Source organism: Streptomyces sp. SP18BB07, assembly GCF_036322545.1.
GTDB lineage: Bacteria > Actinomycetota > Actinomycetes > Streptomycetales > Streptomycetaceae > Streptomyces > Streptomyces deccanensis.
On record NZ_JAQYWT010000370.1, the window covers coordinates 229,263 to 246,929 of the forward strand.

A 17,667-nucleotide genomic window follows, 5' to 3' on the forward strand; every position below is an offset into this window, starting at 1 on the left:
AGTTCCCCGCGCCCCTAAAGGCCTGCGGCCTTCTCAGGGGCGTCACGGATCAACTCTTCTGCCCTGGCCAGGAGTTCGATCTCGTGGGGGGACATGGTCGGGTTGGATGCCCGGCGATGGCTCGCTTCGGTCAGGTCGTGGTGGGTCAGGGTGTTGTCGGGGCGGTGGGCCAGGAGGGAGCTGAGGGTGGCGTGGGCCATGGGGGCGCGGGCGTCCGTCGGGTCGACGGCGACCTGGGCGAGGATCATCGCGGAGACGGCCCAGTCGAGGCCGGGCGGCCCCTCCTCGGCGTTGCTCCAGTCGATGACCTGCGGGCCGTGCGGGGTGAGGAGGACGTTCTCCGGGTGGAGGTCCAGGTGGAGAACCCGGGCACCGGGGCGGCGGGGCGGGACGGCGTGGAGGGTGCGCAGGAGTTGGGCCAGGGTGGCGCCGACCTGCGGCGGGGTGACCTGGCCGGCGGCGCAGGCCTCCAGCAGGGTCGGGCCCGGCAGGCGTTGCAGCACCATCTCCGTACGGGTCGCCGAATGAACGCGCGGGACAGGGTAGCCGTGGCTGCGTACGTACTCCATGACCTCGGCCTCGGTGGCGGCGTCGCCCCACCCCTCTCGGTAGCGGCGTAGCACCCAGGCGTCACCCTGTCCGACACCTCCGGTATGCCTGTCGGCTCCGTCACTGTCGGCGACGCCTACCGGGTCACCGGCCTCGGTCAGCGCGCCGAGGCCGCCGTGATCGTCCGGCCCGGACTCCCCCTCGTCGGCGTGGAGTTCGTACACGTCGGCCGTGCGGCCCGCGCCCAGCAGTCTCCCCGTACGCATGGCCCGAACCTATCGCGGCCCACAGGCGGCCCTCAGGATCCCGGCTACCGGCAGGTAGAGTGACCGCGTCGTCATCACACCCGTACAGGGGGAAGCCGGTGCAAATCCGGCGCTGACCCGCAACCGTGAGCCGACCTCGGCAGAGGGCGGCAAGTCGGACTGCCCTGGACGGAATCATGACCGGCTCGCGTCACCGGCGGCCCGCCGGTGCACGGCACCGTCGAGGAATACGGAGCCGAGCCGCCCGGCGCTCCGCCGTGCCGCCCGGCTCCCCGTCAGGGAGAGGCAGCCGCCGATATGAATGTCCGCCGCAGCGCCGCGGTCGTCGCCGTACTGACCGTCACAGCCGGACTCGGCACCGGACTCGGGCTCGCGCCGGCCGCCTTCGCCGACGGTACGGCCTCCGAGGCGTCCACCGCTCCCTCCGCCTCGCCCTCCGCCTCGCCCTCCCAGGCGATACCCACCGGTCTGTACGGCTCCAACGACCCCACGTACGACGGTGTCTGGCGGCAGTCGCTCACCCTGCTCGCCCTGGACGCGGTGGGTGAGAAGCCCGGCGCCGGGGCCGTGGAGTGGCTGGTCGGGCAGCAGTGCGCGAGCGGGGCGTTCCCGGCGTACCGCGCCGACGCGACCGCCAAGTGCGACAGCGCGACGGCCGTCGACACCAACAGCACGGCGGCCGCGATCCAGGCGCTCGCAGCGGTCGGCGGGCGGGACGCCGAGGCCGGTCGGGCGGTGCGGTGGCTGAAGGACAACCAGAACGAGGACGGCGGCTGGGGCTACACCGCGGGCGGCCCCAGCGACGCGAACTCGACGTCCGTCGTGATCGGCGCGCTGACCGCTGTGGGCGACGCCCCCGGGAAGCAGCAGAAGGACGGCAACTCCCCCTACGAGGCCCTCCGTTCCCTCGCCCTGCCCTGCGGCGACGGGGGCAGGAAGGACGGGGACGCGAAGGACGGCGGGGCCTTCGCCTATCAGCCCGACAAGAAGGGCGGTCTCGCCGCGAACGCCGACGCCACGGCCGCCGCCGTGCTCGGCAGCCTGGGCAAGGGGTTCGTGGTCGGGGCGGGTAGCGGCGAGGGGAAGGGCGGGGCCTCGTTCGACTCCTGCGCCTCGGGTGACTCTCCGGAGGACCTCGCGCACAACGGGGCCGTCCATCTCGCCGGTGCCCTCACCGCCGACGGCTATCTGATGTCCTCCCTCGCGGGTGCGGAGGACCAGCCCGACCACGGCAACACCGCCGACGCGGTCGTCGCGCTCGCCGCCGCCGGGGACGTGGACGCGACCGAGAAGCCGCTCGCCTGGCTGGCGAAGAACCACGGCGTGTGGGCGGCCAAGGCCGGGCCCGCCGCGTACGCCCAGCTCGTCTTCGCGGCGCACGCCTCCGGTGGCGACCCGCGTGACTTCGGTGGTGCCGATCTGGTGGCCCAGTTGCAGGAGACCGGTCCGGCCGGGGAGGTGGACGACTACTCCTCGGTGCCGGTCGACGACACGGCCGCCGGGGACGAGGCCGACGGGACCGGCGACGGTCTCGCGGCGGGCGTGTGGTGGGTGATCGGGCTCGGGCTGGTCGTGGTCACGGCCGTGGTCGGGTTCGGGCTGGTGCGGGGCGCCCGGAAGCGGCCGCAGGCGTGACCGGGCGTCGGCCACGGGGTGGAGCGGTCGCGCCGCGAGGCGGGGTGCCCCCGCTGTGGGGTGGCGTGCCCCGGCTGTGGGTGGGGGTGCCCCGGCTGTGGGTGGAGGTGCCGGCCGCCTTCCTGAGCGGTCTGCTGCTGGTGCTGGGGAGTTCGACGCAGGCGCATGCCGCCGCGTACCGGTACTGGTCGTTCTGGGAGCGGGACGGTTCCGCGTGGGCGTACGCCACGCAGGGGCCGTCGACCGCGCGGCCGACGGACGGGGCGGTGCAGGGCTTCCGGTTCGCCGTGAGCCGTGACTCGGCCGACGCGCTCCAGCCGCGTGGCGCCGCCGACTTCGGTTCCGTCTGCGGGGACACGGCCGCGCGGGGCGGGGAGAAGCGGGTCGCGCTGGTCATCGACTTCGGTACGGCGGCGGACGCGCCGGAGGGGGAGACGCCTCCGGCGGCGCGTACGGCCTGTGCGCGGGTGCCGGACGACGCGACCACGGCCGAGGCGCTGGCGTCCGTCGCGAAGCCGCTCCGGTACGACACGAACGCGCTGCTGTGCGCGATCGGGGGATATCCGGGGAAGGGGTGCGGGGAGGCGGTCGGCTCCGACGCCGGGTCCGATGCCGGGTCCGATGGCAGGTCCGATGGCAGGTCTGATGCCGGCTCAGCCTCCGACGGCCCTGCTCACGCCCCGAGTTCGTCTGCCGCGGCTGCCCCCGAGGAGGGGCAGGGGCCGTCCGTCGGGTTGTTCGTGGGCGCGGGTGTGGTCGCCGTGCTGGGGGCCGCCGCGGTGTGGCGGGCGCGGCGGCGCCGGGGGTAGGGCGGCGCGATGCGGTGGTTCACAGGACGCCCGGAGTCGGGGCCGGCCGGGGGCGGGTCCCGCGACCCGGCGGCGCCGCACCGGCTCGGCGCGAGGTCGCACCGGCTCGGCGCGGGGTCGCGTCGGGGTGGGGTGCATGCTCTTGCCTGGTGGGGATGGGCGCTCGGGCTCGGGACCGCCGCGTCGCGTACCACCAACCCCCTGCTCCTCGCGCTGCTCATCGCGGTGGCCGGATACGTCGTGGCCACGCATCGGACCGACGCCCCCTGGGCCCGCTCGTACGCCGCGTTCGTGAAGCTCGGGCTGGTGGTGCTGGGCGTTCGGCTGGGGTTCGCGGTCGTGCTGGGCTCGCCCATCCCCGGGACGCACACCCTGCTCACCCTCCCCGAAGTGCCGCTTCCCGCCTGGGCGCAGGGGATCCGGCTGGGCGGTCGGGTCACGGCGGAGGGGTTCCTGTTCGCGCTGTACGACGGGCTGCGGCTGGCCACCCTGTTGATCTGCGTCGGCGCCGCGAACGCCCTGGCCAACCCGGCCCGCCTCCTCAAGTCCCTCCCTGGCGCCCTGTACGAGGCCGGCGTGGCCGTGGTGGTGGCGATGACGTTTGCGCCGCACCTGGTGGCGGACGTACAGCGGTTGCGGGCCGCGCGGCGGCTGCGGGGCCGGCCCGACCGGGGCGTGCGCGGGCTCCTGCATGTCGGACTCCCGGTGCTGGAGGGCGCGTTGGAGCGCTCGGTCGCGCTCGCCGCCGCGATGGACGCGCGCGGCTACGGCCGTACCGCCGAGGTCCCGGCCCGCGTCCGCCGTACGACCGCCGCGCTCACCCTCGGTGGACTGCTCGGCGTCTGCGCGGGAACGTACGGCGTGCTGACCGCCGAGGGCGGCGGCTACGGCCTCCCCGTGCTGCTCGCCGGACTGGCCGCCGCGCTCGCGGGACTGCGGCTGGGCGGCCGGCGCTCACCGCGCACCCGCTACCGGCCCGACACGTGGGGTGCGCGGGCGTGGCTGGTGGCCGGGTCCGGGGTGGCCGTCGCCGCGCTGCTGATCGTGTCCGCCGCGTACGACCCCGCCGCCCTGCACCCCACCGTCGTCCCCCTCACCTCCCCCGATCTGCCCCTGCTGCCCGCCGCCGCGATCCTGCTGGGCCTGCTGCCCGCGTTCGCCGTACCCGCGCCGACCGCCGCCCCGTCCGAGGAGGACACCTCATGATCCGCTTCGAGGACGTGTCCGTGACGTACGACGGAGCGACCGAACCCAGCATTCGGGGCGTGGACTTCGAGGTGCCGGAGGGTGAACTCGTGCTGCTCGTCGGGCCGTCGGGGGTCGGCAAGTCGACCGTGCTCGGGGCGGTGAGCGGGCTCGTGCCGCACTTCACCGGGGGCACCATGCGCGGGCGGGTGACGGTGGCCGGGCGGGACACCCGCACCCACAGGCCGCGTGAACTCGCCGACGTGGTCGGCACGGTGGGCCAGGATCCGCTGTCGCACTTCGTGACGGACACGGTCGAGGACGAACTCGCCTACGGGATGGAGTCGTTGGGGGTCTCCCCGGACGTCATGCGGCGCCGGGTGGAGGAGACGCTCGACCTGCTGGGTCTCGCCGATCTCCGCGACCGCCCGATCGCCACGCTCTCCGGCGGGCAGCGGCAGCGCGTCGCGATCGGGTCCGTGCTCACCCCGCACCCCCGTGTGCTCGTGCTCGACGAGCCGACGTCCGCCCTGGACCCGGCCGCCGCCGAGGAGGTCCTGGCCGTGCTCCAGCGGCTCGTCCACGACCTGGGCACGACGGTCCTCATGGCCGAACACCGCCTCGAACGCGTCGTGCAGTACGCCGACCGGGTCGCCCTCCTCCCGGCCCCGGGCGCCCCGCCGGTCCTGGGCACCCCGGCCGAGGTGATGGCCGTCTCGCCGGTGTACCCGCCGGTGGTGGACCTGGGCCGCCTGGCGGGCTGGTCCCCCCTCCCCCTGACGATCCGGGACGCCCGCCGCCACGCGGAACCACTCCGAGAAACCCTCGCCCTCAAGGGGCGCGGGGAACTGCGCGATCAACCACAAACCACCCGCACCCCGCAGACAACAGAAGCCCCCGAGCTCTCCCCGGCCCCACGCTCCCCCCTCCTCCGGCGCCTCCTCGGCAAACGCCGAACCCCCCAAGCCCCCTCCCCGCACCCGTCACCGAACCCGTCCCCGGCGACGGTCACCGCCCTCTCCGTCCACCACGGCCGCGTCCACGCCCTCACCCACGTCTCCCTCACCGTCACCCCGGGCGAGACGATCGCCCTCATGGGCCGCAACGGCGCCGGCAAGTCCACGCTGCTGTCCGCCCTGGTCGGGCTCGTGGAACCGGCGGCCGGTTCGGTGCGGGTGGGCGGGCTGGTCCCCCACCGGACGGCGCCCCCGGACCTCGTACGCCGCGTGGGCCTCGTACCGCAGGAACCCCGCGACCTGCTCTACACGGACACGGTCGCGGCGGAGTGCGCGGCGGCGGACCGGGACGCGGGGGCCGCACCGGGCACCTGCCGGGCCCTCGCCTCCGAGCTGCTGCCCGGGATCGGGGACGACACGCACCCGCGCGACCTGTCGGAGGGGCAGCGGCTGGCCCTCGCGCTCGCGGTGGTCCTCACGGCCCGCCCACCCCTGCTGTTGCTCGACGAGCCGACCCGGGGCCTGGACTACGCGGCCAAGGCTCGCCTGGTCACGCAGCTGCGCGCGCTCGCGGCCGACGGTCACGCCATCGTCCTGGCCACGCACGACGTGGAACTGGCCGCCGAGCTGGCGCACCGGGTGCTGATCCTCGCCGACGGGGAGGTCGTGGCCGACGGGCCGACCGCCGAGGTGGTCGTCGGCTCCCCGTCCTTCGCCCCGCAGGTCACGAAGATCCTCGCCCCACAGCCCTGGCTCACCACGACCGAGGTACGCCGCGCCCTGAGAGCGACGGACCCGGCACCCGAGCCGGAGCGGCCCGCCGCGCCCACCCGGGAGGAGCACCCGTGAGCAGCAGCCCCCCGCCCCTCCGCCGCCCCCGTCCCGTCCCCCTCTCCCCCCGCACCGTCGCCGCCCTCCTCCTCGTCAGCGTCATCGGTGCCGCGGCCTTCGGCTGGCCCTTCTTCGCGGATCCCGGTTCGCAGGTGACCGCGCACGCGCAGGACGCGCCCTGGCTGTTCGCCGGGCTGCTCGTGCTGCTGGTCGGGGTCGTCGGCGCGACGCTCTCCGAGGCGGGTCTCGGGGCGAAGGCGGTGGCGATGCTCGGGGTGCTCGCGGCGGTCGGCGCGGCGCTGCGCCCCATCGGGGCCGGCACCGCCGGGATCGAGCCGATGTTCTTCCTGATGGTGCTCAGTGGCCGCGTCCTCGGTCCGGGCTTCGGCTTCGCCCTCGGCGCGGTGACGATGTTCTCGTCCGCGCTGCTCACGGGGGGTGTGGGCCCGTGGATGCCGTTCCAGATGCTGACGATGGGCTGGTTCGCGATGGGCGCGGGGCTGCTCCCGGGCGCCCACCGTCTGCGCGGCCGCGCCGAACTCGCCCTGCTCGCCGGTTACGGCTTCGTCGCCGCGTTCGCGTACGGCACGGTCATGAACCTCTACGGCTGGCCCTTCATCGACTCCCTCGCCGCGAGCATCGCCTACGAGGCGGACGCGGCCCCGGCCGCCAACCTCGCGCGGTTCCTCGCGTACTGCCTGGCCACGTCCCTCGGCTGGGACCTGGGCCGCGCGGTCGTCACCGTCGTCCTCACCCTCACGCTCGGCACCCCGGTCCTCAAGGCGCTGCGCCGGGCCACCCGCAGGGCGGCCTTCGAGAGCGCGGTCACCTTCACCCCGCCGACCCGGTGACTCTCCGAACGGGCCGTGCTCACCGTCCGTCGCGTGAGCCGTGAACCACCCCACAGGACCCACATCACATACGAACCGGGCTCGTAGATCGAAACGCTTGGCATGCCCACGGTCTTACCCGCGCCGACCTGGGCTTTGAGAGCCACGTCACAGAACGGGCCGCACGCACGGATACGACTACAACTAGCAAAAGGGGTCATTGCGGACGACCGCCCCGGCTGTTTCTCTGGATGAGTCGCAACGGCGCCGACGAGCCCACCCGGGCCTCGGCGCCGACGTACGCCCCCACCACCACCTCACGTGGTGACGGCATGCCCGCGACGACCATGTCCCCGAAGAAAAGGATCCCCGTGACCCTCTCCGTTCTCCGCCGCATCGCCTCCCCGAAGAAGGCCCTCGCCGGTGCCACCCTGGCCGTCGCCGCCACCGGTGCCGTACTCGCCGCCGCGCCCGCCCAGGCCGCGTCGGAAGCCTCTCAGGCCCAGGCTGTCGCGAAGAAGATGATCGGGGACTCGGCGCAGTACAAGTGCTTCTCCAACATCGTCGACCACGAGAGCGACTGGGACGTCAACGCGACGAACGCGTCCTCCGGCGCCTACGGCCTGGTCCAGGCGCTCCCCGGCTCCAAGATGGCCTCCGCCGGCTCCGACTGGAAGACCAACGCGGCCACCCAGATCGAGTGGGGCGTGGACTACATGAAGGACCGCTACGGCAGCCCCTGTGGCGCGTGGAACTTCTGGCAGGCCAACAACTGGTACTGATCCGGCACGAGCGGCACCACCGGCGCGACCGAGCGCCGACACGGACCGAAGGCGGCGGCCCCCGATCCCCGGGGCCGCCGCCTTCGTCGCGTTCCGGGCCCTACCCGCACGCTCCGCCCGGCTCCTGGTCCGGCAGATACAGCGCCCTTTCCTGTCGGGAGAGGTCGCGGTGGACGGCTCGGCAGAGGTGGTCGATCACCTCGGCGGGGAGGGGCAGGTCGACGTCCCACAGCCGGAGACCGTCGCGCTGGTCGCCGACCACGAGGGTGCGGCCGTCGGGGCTGAACGCCAGCCGCGCCGAGCCGCCGTCCCCGCCGGGGAGCGTCGCCCGGGCGTACCTCGTGGTCGTGTCCCACAGCCGTACCGCGCCTCCCCCGGCCGTGGCGAGCGTCCGGCCGTCGGGGCTGAAGGCGAGCGTGACCGGCCCCTGCGTGAGGCTGACGGTGAGCGTGGCGTCGAGGTCTCCGGTGGCGGTGTCCCACAGCCGTACCGTGCCGTCGGCCTCGGCGGAGGCGAGGACGCGGCCGTCCGGGCTGAAGGCCATCGACTCCACCTGCCGGAACAACAGCGGGTCGTTCCGCGCCCCTCCTGGCGTGGCGCCGCCCACCGGTTCCGTGAGCGTGCGGCGGACGCGTCCGGTGGCGGCATCGCGCAGCCGGATCTCCGCCTCCTGTCCGCCGGTGGTGGCGAAGACCTCGCCCGTGGGGCTGAACGCGAGCGATGAGCCCTCCTCGGCCTTGGGGAGTTCGACGCGGGGGCGGCCGGTCCGGGTGTCCCAGAGGACGAGGCCGTCGCCCACCGTCACCAGCGTGCGGCCGTCCGGGCTGAACACCATCGCGCTGACGAACCGCTCGGGGAGGGTGAGCCGCGGCCGGCGGGTGCGGACGTCCCACAGTTGGGCCCGGGGGTATGCGGCGAGGGCGAGCGTCCTGCCGTCGGGGCTGATGAGGGCCTCCCCGACGTGGTTCCGCCGCCCGTCCAGCAGGGTGCGTGAGCGGCGGGTGGCCATGTCCCAGAGCCGTACGCTGCCGGTCATGTCCCTGGGGTTGTCGGACGTCCCGACGCTGCTGGTGACCAGGGTGTCGCCGTCGGGGCCGAGGGACATCGACTGCAGATCGCCGCCCGGGACGTGCAGCGTGGCCCGGGGGCGGTTCGTGCCCGCCTTCCACAGACGGATGGCGACGTCACCGCCGCCGCCTCCGAAGGTGTCGGCCTCGTTGCCCGCGACCAGTCCGCCCCCGTCGGGGTCGAACGCCACCGACATGACGGGGCTGGTGTGGCCGGTGAGGGTGGTGTCGGCGCGGCCGGTGGCGAGGTCCCAGAGGCGTACCGTGCCGTCGTAGCTGCCGGCGGCCAGGGTCCTGCCGTCCGGGGCGAACGCCATGGACTCGACCCTGCTGCTGGCGCTGGTGAGGGTGGTCCGCTGCTTGCCGTCGGCCACGTCCCACAGATGGACGGTGCCGTCCTCGGTGCCCGTCGCGAGGGTCTTCCCCGCGGTGTCGAAGGCCAGCGAACTGACCACTCCGGTACCGCTCTTGAGGGTGGAGAGCACCATTCCGGTGGCCAGGTCCCAGAGTTGGGCGGTGCGGTCCCGGGTGCTGGTGGCGAGGGTGCGTCCGTCGGGGCTGAAGGCCACTGCCATCTCGTGCCCGGTGGGGCCCTTCAGGGTGGTCGCGATGCGGTCCTCGGCCACGTCCAGCACCTGCCCGCCCTCGGCCACGGCGAGCGCGCGGCCGGCGCGGTCGAAGCCGACGGCCGCCATGTTGTCCTCGTCGGGTTTCCGGAGGGCGACCGTGGCCCGTACGCGTCCGGTGTCCAGGTCCCACAGCCGCGCGTCGTCGCCGTGGCTCGTGGCGAGGGTCCTGCCGTCCGGGCCGAAGGCCACGGTGCGGACGAGATCGGGGTCGTCCGCGTCCGCCCGGCCGGCGAGCACCTTACGGGTACGTCCGGTCGCGGTGTCCCACAGCCGGACCGTGCCGTCGAAGCCGCCGCTGGCGAGGGTCTTCCCGTCGGGGCTGTAGACCAGCGCGGACACGGTCCCGGTGTGCCCGGTCAGCCGGCGTTCGAGGGGGACGGCCGCGGCGGCGTACAGGCTCCGGGTGGCCTCGCGGGTGGGGCTGGTGCGGTACGCCTTGATGGCGAGCAGCGACGCGAGGTCGGTGTCGCTGTCCAGCAGGGCGGCGGACTGTGCCGCCAACTGGCGGGAGAGACCCTCGCGTTGGGCGTCCAGGGCGCTCTGGCGCTGCCAGTAGGCGACGGTGGTGGCGGTCAGGGCGAGGGCGAGGAGGCAGGCCAGGGAGGTGACGAGGACGCGCAGCCGGCGGGTGGTGCGGGCCTTGGCGCGCTCCTCCTGCTCCAGCGCGCCGAGTCCGGCCGCGAGGAAGGCGGCCTCCTGGTCGGTCAGGTCGTCGGTGTGGCCCGGACCCGCGAAGTACTCCCGCGCCGTGGCGAGCCGGCTGCCCCGGTACAGCGCGCCCGCGTCGCGGCCCAGCTCCTCCCAGGAGCGGGCGGCCTCGGTCAGTTGCCGGTGGGCGCGCAGGCGGTCCCGGTCCTCCTCGATCCAGCCACGCAGCCGGGGCCAGGCGGTGATCAGTGCCTCGTGGGCGAGGTCCACGGTCGGGCCGTCGAGGGTGAGGAGGCGGGCCCGGGTGAGCGCCTCCAGAACCCGGGCGACCTCGTCCCGTCCGGTGCCGGTGGTCTCCAGCTCGGCGCGTTCGGCGGGGCGGCGGGTGTCGGGCGTGCCGTCACCGGGCGAGATGAGCCGCAGCAGCACCCGGCGGGCGGTGGCCGCCTCGCTCTCGGTGAACCGGCCGTGGACGTCCTCGGCGGTCTTGGCGATCGCCCCGTCCAGGCCCCCGGCCGCCTCGTACCCGGCGAGGGTCAGGGTCTTGCCCCGGCGGCGCCGCCAGGTCTCCAGCAGGACGTGCGACAGCAGCGGCAGTCCGCCGGGCGCGTCGGTGATCTCCTCGACCAGCCGGGTGGTCAGCGCCCGCTCCACGGTCAGTCCGGCGGCCGCGGCCGGCTTGACGACGACCTCGCGCAGCTCGGCCGGACTCATCGGCCCGGCCAGCAGGTTGGCGTCGCCGAGCGCCTCGGCGAGCGCGCGGTGCTCGGCGCACCGGCCGTAGAAGTCCGCGCGCACCGCCAGCAACACCCGCAGTCCGCTGCCCGGTTCGCGTGCGGTGAGCAACAGATCGATGAACCGGGCACGTTCGGCGGCGTCGTGGCAGAGGGTGAAGACCTCTTCGAACTGGTCGACGACGACGAGAGTGTCACCGCCGCCGACACCCGCGCCGGAGCCGGTACCGGGGCCGGAGCGGGAGCCGGGGCCGGAACCCCCGCCGGGGCCGGAGCCTGAGCCGCCACCCGAGCCGGAACCACCGCCGGAGCCGGAGCCGGACCCGCCCTCGGAGCCGGCGCCACCACCGGCGCGAGTGCCACCGCTGGTGTCGCCGTCGCCCCCCGTGCCCCCTCCGCCGCCGCACGCCTCCCGCAGCAGCTCATAGGTGCGGGCCAGTTGGTCGCCGGGGGTCAGGATGCGGATCGCGGACGGGCGCAGGCCCGGCTCCTCGGACTGTCTCAGGGCGGGGATCAGACCGGCGCGCAGGAGGGAGGACTTGCCGATGCCGGAGGGGCCGAAAACCGCCGCGAACCGTCGACGGCGCATCAGGTCCACGAGGTCGGCGGTGAGGCGGTCCCGGCCGAAGAAGAGGCCGCTGTCCCCGGTCTCGAACCGGGCGAGACCGCGGTACGGCGGCTCCGCGGCCGTCTCGTCGCCGTCCGGGTCGAAGGCCGCGGCCTCCTCGACGGCCTGGTGCCACCGCGCCTCCCACTCCGCCGGATCGCCCCCGCAGGCCCGGACGAAGGCCAGGGCCACCGGCAGGGTGGGCAACTGCTCGCCGCCCGCGGCCTGGGAGAGGGTGGTGATCGAGTAGCCCGCCCGCCCGGCCATCGCCCGGTAGGTGAGGCCACCCGCCTCGGTCCGCAGTTTGCGCAACTCGAACGCGAACCGTTGCACCGGCCCGGCCCCCGGATCGACCGGCACCTCACGACGACCCGCCACCGCGCTGTTCCCCTCCCACCGCACCCACACCGTCCGCCACCAACGTACGCATCCGGCCACCCAAGCGGAGAGATCGCGTCCGGCCATTGTTTGGCAGCCTCGACCCCCCTGCCTGACAATGCGCGACCCGGTGAAATCAGTGGTGTGGGCGGTACGGGGGCCGCGCACACCGGGGGAACGGGCGGCACGACCGACCGCCACGGGGGAGCACGGCGGCACGGGGGAACCTGCCGCCACGGGGGAAACGGCGGCACGGGGGACTTGCCGCCGCAGGGGAGGGCCCTGCTGATCGCGGGACGACCAGCAGGGCCCTTTTTCCCCTCCCCCTCTTTCTCCTCCCGCCCGTCAGAGCCGCTGGATGATCGTCCCGGTCGCCAGCCCGCCGCCCGCGCACATCGTCACCAGCGCGAACTCCTTGTCCGTACGCTCCAGCTCGTGCAGCGCGGTCGTGATGAGCCGCGCCCCGGTCGCGCCCACCGGGTGCCCGAGGGCGATGGCGCCGCCGTTGACGTTCACCTTCGCCAGGTCCTGGTCGAAGACCCGCGCCCAGCTCAACACCACCGACGCGAAGGCCTCGTTGATCTCGACCAGGTCGATGTCCCGCAGTGTCATCCCGGCCTTGCCCAACACGGCCTTGGTGGCGTCGATCGGCCCGTCGAGGTGGAAGTGGGGGTCGGAGCCGACCAGCGCCTGGGCGACGATCCGTGCCCTCGGCCGCAGTTTCAGTGCCCGCGCCATCCGTTTCGACGCCCACATGATCGCGGCCGCGCCGTCGCTGATCTGGGAGGAGTTGCCCGCCGTGTGGACGGCCGTCGGCATGATCGGCTTCAGCCGGGCCAGTGCCTCCATGGAGGTGTCGCGCAGCCCCTCGTCGTGGTCGACGAGCCGCCACATGCCCTGCCCGGCTCCCTGTTCGGCCTCGGTCGTCGGGACCTGGACGGCGAACGTCTCCTTCTTGAACCGCTCCTCGGCCCACGCTGCGGCGGCCCGCTCCTGGGAGAGCAGACCCAGCGCGTCGACATCCTCCCGGGTGAGCCCCCGATGCCGGGCGATCCGTTCCGCGGCCTCGAACTGGTTCGGCAGGTCGACGTTCCACTCTTCCGGGAACGGTTTGCCCGGCCCGTGCTTGGACCCGGACCCGAGCGGCACCCGGGACATGGCCTCGACCCCGCAGCTGATCCCGACGTCGATGACACCGGCGGCGACCATGTTGGCCACCATGTGCGAGGCCTGCTGCGAGGAGCCGCACTGACAGTCGACGGTGGTCGCGGCCGTCTCGTACGGCAGGCCCATGGTCAGCCAGGCCGTGCGCGCGGGGTTCATGGACTGTTCGCCGGCGTGGGTCACCGTGCCGCCGACGATCTGCTCGACGCAGTCGGCGGGGATGCCGGTGCGGCCGAGGAGTTCACGGTAGGTCTCGCCCAGCAGGTAGGCGGGGTGCAGGTTGGCGAGCGCGCCGCCGCGCCTGCCGATGGGAGTGCGTACGGCTTCGACGATCACGGGTTCCGCGGCCATGGGAATCCTCTCGACGGTTACCCGCGCGGCGCGGGGCGTCCCGGCCCGACCCGCCACGCAGAACTAGTACGCGTTCTAGTTCTCTCCAGCAGTCTGCGGAGGGGCACTCCGGCACCGCAAGGGGCGTGCGGCAATTGGAAGCCGATTGGGGAGCCCGCACCCCTTGCTTGTTCTAGAACCCGTTACTACCGTCACCGCAATTCCCTCTATCTGATGCTCCGTCAGGAGTTGCCGATGCCCTGTCCAGCGCTGCCCGACGGGTTCGACTTCACCGACCCCGACCTGCTGCACCACCGTGTCCCCCTCCCGGAGTTCGCCGAACTGCGCCGCACGGAACCGGTCCACTGGGTCCCGCAGGAACCCGGCATCGCGGGCTTCGGGGACGAGGGCTACTGGGCCGTCACCCGGCACGCGGACGTCAAGTACGTCTCCACGCACCCGGAGTTGTTCTCCTCGACGGTCAACACCGCGATCATCCGCTTCAACGAGCACATCGAGCGCGACGCCATCGACGCCCAGCGGCTGATCCTGCTGAACATGGACCCGCCGGAGCACACCCGGGTCCGCCAGATCGTGCAGCGCGTGTTCACCCCGAGGGCGATCCGCGCGCTGGAGGACAACCTGCGCCATCGCGCCGTCACCATCGCCCGGGAGGCCGCCGACCGCCCCGGCCCCTTCGACTTCGTCACCGAGGTCGCCTGCGAACTCCCCCTCCAGGCCATCGCCGAGCTGATCGGCATCCCGCAGGAGGACCGCATCCGGATCTTCGAGTGGTCGAACCGGATGATCTCCTACGACGACCCGGAGTACGCCATCACCGAGGAGGTCGGCCAGCAGTCGGCGATGGAACTCATCGCCTACGCCATGAACATGGCCGCCGACCGCAAGCAGTGCCCGGCGAAGGACATCGTCACCACCCTGGTGGCCGCCGAGGACGAGGGGAACCTCGCCTCCGACGAGTTCGGCTTCTTCGTGCTGATGCTGGCGGTCGCGGGCAACGAGACCACCCGCAACGCCATCACCCACGGCATGCACGCCTTCCTCACCCACCCCGACCAGTGGGAGCTGTACAAGCGCGAGCGTCCGGCGACGGCCGCGGAGGAGATCGTGCGCTGGGCCGCCCCGGTCAACTCCTTCCAGCGCACCGCCACCCAGGACGTGGAACTCGGCGGCAAGCTCATCAGGAAGGGCGACCGCGTCGGCATCTTCTACGCCTCCGCCAACCACGACCCGGACGTCTTCGACAACCCCGACACCTTCGACATCACCCGCGACCCCAACCCCCACCTCGGCTTCGGCGGCGGAGGCCCCCACTTCTGCCTCGGCAAGTCCCTGGCCGTCCTCGAGATCGACCTGATCTTCAACGCGATCGCCGACGCGATGCCGAACCTCCGGCTCGCCGGCGATCCGAACCGCCTGCGCTCGGCCTGGATCAACGGGGTGAAGCACCTCCAGGTCACCACCACCTGACCGCCCCCCCTGAGCTCGGGCCGACGGCCTCCCGGCGCCGTCGGCCCGTCCCCGTCGCGGCCCGGTCGGCCCTGGTCAGCCCCAGTCAGCCTCGGTCAGCCCAGGGGAGCGGACAGCAGTGTCTCCAGGGCGACGCGGGCCTCCGCGACGCGGGAGCGCCACCGAGCGCCGCGCAGGGCCGTGATGTCCCATGCGGTGACCGGCTCGCCGCCGCTCACGCAGTAGCCGTAGACCTGGTGGGCCACCTGCTGGGTGAGCAGTTCGTCGTAGTGGAAGGAGCCCTCGAAGGCGGTCCAGGCGACGGCCCGCGTGCCCTCGCAGACCCGGCGGAGGGCCGCCCGCGTGTAGGCGTGGAGATCGAGCGAGTCGTCCTCGAAGTCGAGGTCGTACGAGACGAGCCCGAGCCGCGCCACGGTCGGCGGCGGCTCCCTCAGCGGGAACGCCGACACGGCGTCGGGCACGAGCCCGGCGAGGTGGAAGGCCTCCTTCGGCAGGGGCGTCCAGCCGGCCCCCAGGACGAACACGTTCACCGAGACCGGCCCCCTCCAGCAGAGGGCCGCGCGCAGGGAGTCCACCGCCGTCACCCGCTCCTGCGCCGCCCGGCCGGGGTGAGCCCGCCGTCCGGCCGGGCTCCGTCGCGCGGTCCCCCGTCGTCCTCGCGGGCCGTGTCCGTGCGGGGCCCGGTCAGGAGGTAGGTGAGGCCGAAGCCGGCGCCCACGACGGCCGCGCCCCCCACCGCGTCCAGCACCCAGTGGTTGCCCGTCGCGACGATCGCCAGGGCCGTGAAGAAGGGGTGGAGCAGGCCGAGGACCTTCAGCCACACGCGGGGGGCGACGATCGCGATCGTGAGCCCGCACCACAGGGACCAGCCGAAGTGCAGGGACGGCATCGCCGCGTACTGGTTGGTGAGTTCGGTCAGCTTGCCGTAGTCCGGCCGGGAGAAGTCCTGCACGCCGTGGATGGTGTCGATGATGCCGAGGCCGGGCATCAGCCGCGGCGGTGCCAGGGGGTAGAAGAAGAACCCGACGAGCGCGAGGACCGTGGTGAAGCCGATGGCCGTGCGCGCCCAGCGGTAGTCGGCGGGGCGGCGCCAGTAGAGCACGCCGAGGACGGTCAGCGGGACCACGAAGTGGAACGACGTGTAGTAGAAGTCGAAGAAGTCCCGCAGCCAGTCGACGCCGACCACCGCGTGGTTGAACCAGTGCTCGACATCGAGGAACAGGGCCTCCTCGACGGAGAGGACCTGCCGGGCGTGCTCCTCGGCGGTCGCCCGGCTGCCGGTGGCCTCCAGACGGGTGCGCTGGTAGGCCGCGTACGTGACGCGGATCAGCAGCAGTTCCAGGAGCAGGTTCGGCCGGGTGGCGACCCGGCGCAGCAGCGGGGCCCAGCTGAAGCGGGTCTCCGCCTTCGGGGCGTACTCCGTGGGGACGGGCGCCCGGTAGTACTCCGAGGTGCGGGACAGGAACGGCACGACGAGGGCGGCGGCGAGCGCGGCCAGCAGGACGACGTTGTCACGGACCGGGTGCAGGAGGTCCACGTTCGGGACCATCATCTTCGCCGGCAGGGTCATCACCAGGACGACCGCGACCGGCCACACGTACCGCGAGGACGCCTTCGTGCCGACCCGGCCGACGACCGCGAGCAGCACCCACAGCAGCTGGTGCTTCCAGGACGTCGGGGAGACGGCGACCACCACACAGCCGGTGATCGCGACGGCCAGCAGCAACTGCCCGTCGCGGGCGTGGTGGACGGCCCGCCGCATGCCGAGCACGGCGACGGCGGCGGCCAGCGCGAAGAAGACGACGATCTCCAGCGGGCCTTCGAGGCCGAGCCGGAGCAGCGCGCCGTGCAGGGACTGGTTGGCGAGGTCGTCCGCCCGGCCGCCGAGGCCGACGCCCGCGAGGTGGTGCACCCAGTAGGTGAACGAGTCGTGCGGCATCGCGGCCCAGGCCAGCGCGGTGGCCCCGGCGAACGTGATCCCCGTGCTGGCGGCGGCCCGCCTGCGGCCGGTGAACCACAGCAGCGGCACGAACAGCAGCACGGTCGGCTGGAAGGCCGCGGCGAGCCCTATGCAGACGCCGCTGGTGCGCTCCCCCCGTACCGCGAAGCAGCCCGCCAGGACGAGCAGGACGGGGATGATGCTGGTCTGCCCCAGGTAGAGCGTGTTGCGCACGGGCAGCGACAGCATCAGCAGGGTGACCGCGACGGGCGCCGCGAGCAGGGCCGTACGACGGGTGACGGGCTGGGGCAGGGCGCGGGCGGCGACCAGGCCGAGGGCGACGACCAGCAGGAGGGTGCCGAAGGTCCAGCCCCAGCCGAGGGCCTGTTCGGCCGTACGGGTGAGGGGCTTGAGGACGAGGCCGCCGAAGGGGGTGCCGGTGAACCGCGTCGAGTCGTACAGCGAGCCGTTCACATGGAGGACGCCGCTGGGCCCGACCCAGGTCTCCAGGTCCGTCAGGCGCTCGCCCTTGGGCGTGTGGAGCACGACCGCGATCTGGCGCACCGCCAGGACGGCGGCGACCAGCCACAGCACGGCCCGCAGGGCCCCCAGCCGCGCCGCCCCCGCACCCGTACCCACGGCACCGCCCGGTCTGCTCTGCTCCGTCGCCACGCGCTGTCGTCCTCCCGCCCCGTCGACCGTCCCCACCGGGAAGGCTCGCACCGTCCCCCGTGGTGAGACGCGGGCAACCCGGACTTCACCTGAGAGTCGCCCCTGTTTTGTCCGGATGACGATAGTCCGCGGAAGGCCTCCCGCCCGCTCAAGGGCACGACGCGG

The 17,667-nt window shown here is 73.6% G+C and carries 12 protein-coding genes and 1 riboswitch; of the genes, 7 read left to right on the forward strand and 5 right to left on the reverse strand.

Annotation, left to right across the window (positions count from 1 at the left end):
* Positions 1 to 14: 14 nt before the first annotated feature.
* A complete protein-coding gene (locus PUR53_RS46430) occupies positions 15 to 815 on the reverse strand; it encodes a phosphotransferase (RefSeq protein ID WP_329912491.1) in 801 nt (266 codons plus the stop codon).
* 31 nt (positions 816 to 846) lie between these two features.
* Positions 847 to 1,038: riboswitch (cobalamin riboswitch) on the forward strand.
* Positions 1,039 to 1,112: 74 nt separating this feature from the next.
* On the opposite strand from PUR53_RS46430, the gene PUR53_RS46435 reads away from it, so the two are divergent.
* From PUR53_RS46435 to PUR53_RS46460, 6 genes are all read left to right on the forward strand, one after another.
* A complete protein-coding gene (locus tag PUR53_RS46435) occupies positions 1,113 to 2,450 on the forward strand; it encodes a prenyltransferase/squalene oxidase repeat-containing protein (protein ID WP_329912492.1) in 1,338 nt (445 codons plus the stop codon).
* 65 nt (positions 2,451 to 2,515) lie between these two features.
* Positions 2,516 to 3,259: an SCO2322 family protein gene (locus PUR53_RS46440; RefSeq protein ID WP_329912493.1), complete on the forward strand. Its 744-nt coding sequence runs from the start codon at positions 2,516 to 2,518 to the stop codon at positions 3,257 to 3,259.
* Positions 3,260 to 3,391: 132 nt separating this feature from the next.
* Positions 3,392 to 4,465 carry a CbiQ family ECF transporter T component gene (locus PUR53_RS46445; protein ID WP_329912494.1) on the forward strand — a complete coding sequence of 358 codons (1,074 nt, stop codon included), beginning with the start codon at positions 3,392 to 3,394 and terminating at the stop codon, positions 4,463 to 4,465.
* Positions 4,462 to 6,249 carry an ABC transporter ATP-binding protein gene (locus PUR53_RS46450; RefSeq protein ID WP_329912495.1) on the forward strand — a complete coding sequence of 596 codons (1,788 nt, stop codon included), beginning with the start codon at positions 4,462 to 4,464 and terminating at the stop codon, positions 6,247 to 6,249. The genes PUR53_RS46445 and PUR53_RS46450 overlap by 4 nt, the downstream gene beginning before the upstream one ends.
* On the forward strand, positions 6,246 to 7,082 hold the full coding sequence (locus PUR53_RS46455) for an ECF transporter S component (protein WP_329901512.1): 837 nt from the start codon (positions 6,246 to 6,248) through the stop codon (positions 7,080 to 7,082). The genes PUR53_RS46450 and PUR53_RS46455 overlap by 4 nt, the downstream gene beginning before the upstream one ends.
* Positions 7,083 to 7,408: 326 nt before the next feature.
* Positions 7,409 to 7,843: a lytic transglycosylase domain-containing protein gene (locus tag PUR53_RS46460; protein ID WP_329901708.1), complete on the forward strand. Its 435-nt coding sequence runs from the start codon at positions 7,409 to 7,411 to the stop codon at positions 7,841 to 7,843.
* A gap of 100 nt (positions 7,844 to 7,943) precedes the next feature.
* On the opposite strand, the gene PUR53_RS46465 is transcribed toward PUR53_RS46460, so the two are convergent.
* Both PUR53_RS46465 and PUR53_RS46470 read right to left on the reverse strand, forming a co-directional pair.
* Complete coding sequence (locus PUR53_RS46465; RefSeq protein ID WP_329912496.1) at positions 7,944 to 11,906, reverse strand: nSTAND1 domain-containing NTPase; 3,963 nt, start codon at positions 11,904 to 11,906, stop codon at positions 7,944 to 7,946.
* A 345-nt stretch (positions 11,907 to 12,251) separates the two neighbouring features.
* Positions 12,252 to 13,421, reverse strand: a complete 1,170-nt coding sequence (locus tag PUR53_RS46470; RefSeq protein WP_239753866.1) for a steroid 3-ketoacyl-CoA thiolase — start codon at positions 13,419 to 13,421, stop codon at positions 12,252 to 12,254.
* A gap of 234 nt (positions 13,422 to 13,655) precedes the next feature.
* Between PUR53_RS46470 and PUR53_RS46475 the strand changes: the two genes are divergently transcribed.
* Positions 13,656 to 14,891 (forward strand): cytochrome P450, encoded by a 1,236-nt coding sequence (locus tag PUR53_RS46475; protein ID WP_329912497.1) that lies wholly within the window; start codon positions 13,656 to 13,658, stop codon positions 14,889 to 14,891.
* Positions 14,892 to 14,986: 95 nt separating this feature from the next.
* Here PUR53_RS46475 and PUR53_RS46480 read toward each other — a convergent pair whose 3' ends face one another.
* Entirely contained in the window at positions 14,987 to 15,475 is a 489-nt protein-coding gene (locus PUR53_RS46480; RefSeq protein WP_329901516.1) for a hypothetical protein, read from the reverse strand.
* Complete coding sequence (locus PUR53_RS46485; protein WP_329912498.1) at positions 15,472 to 17,502, reverse strand: bifunctional glycosyltransferase 87/phosphatase PAP2 family protein; 2,031 nt, start codon at positions 17,500 to 17,502, stop codon at positions 15,472 to 15,474. Before PUR53_RS46485 ends, PUR53_RS46480 begins: the two co-directional genes overlap by 4 nt.
* Between the last annotated feature and the right edge of the window lie 165 nt (positions 17,503 to 17,667).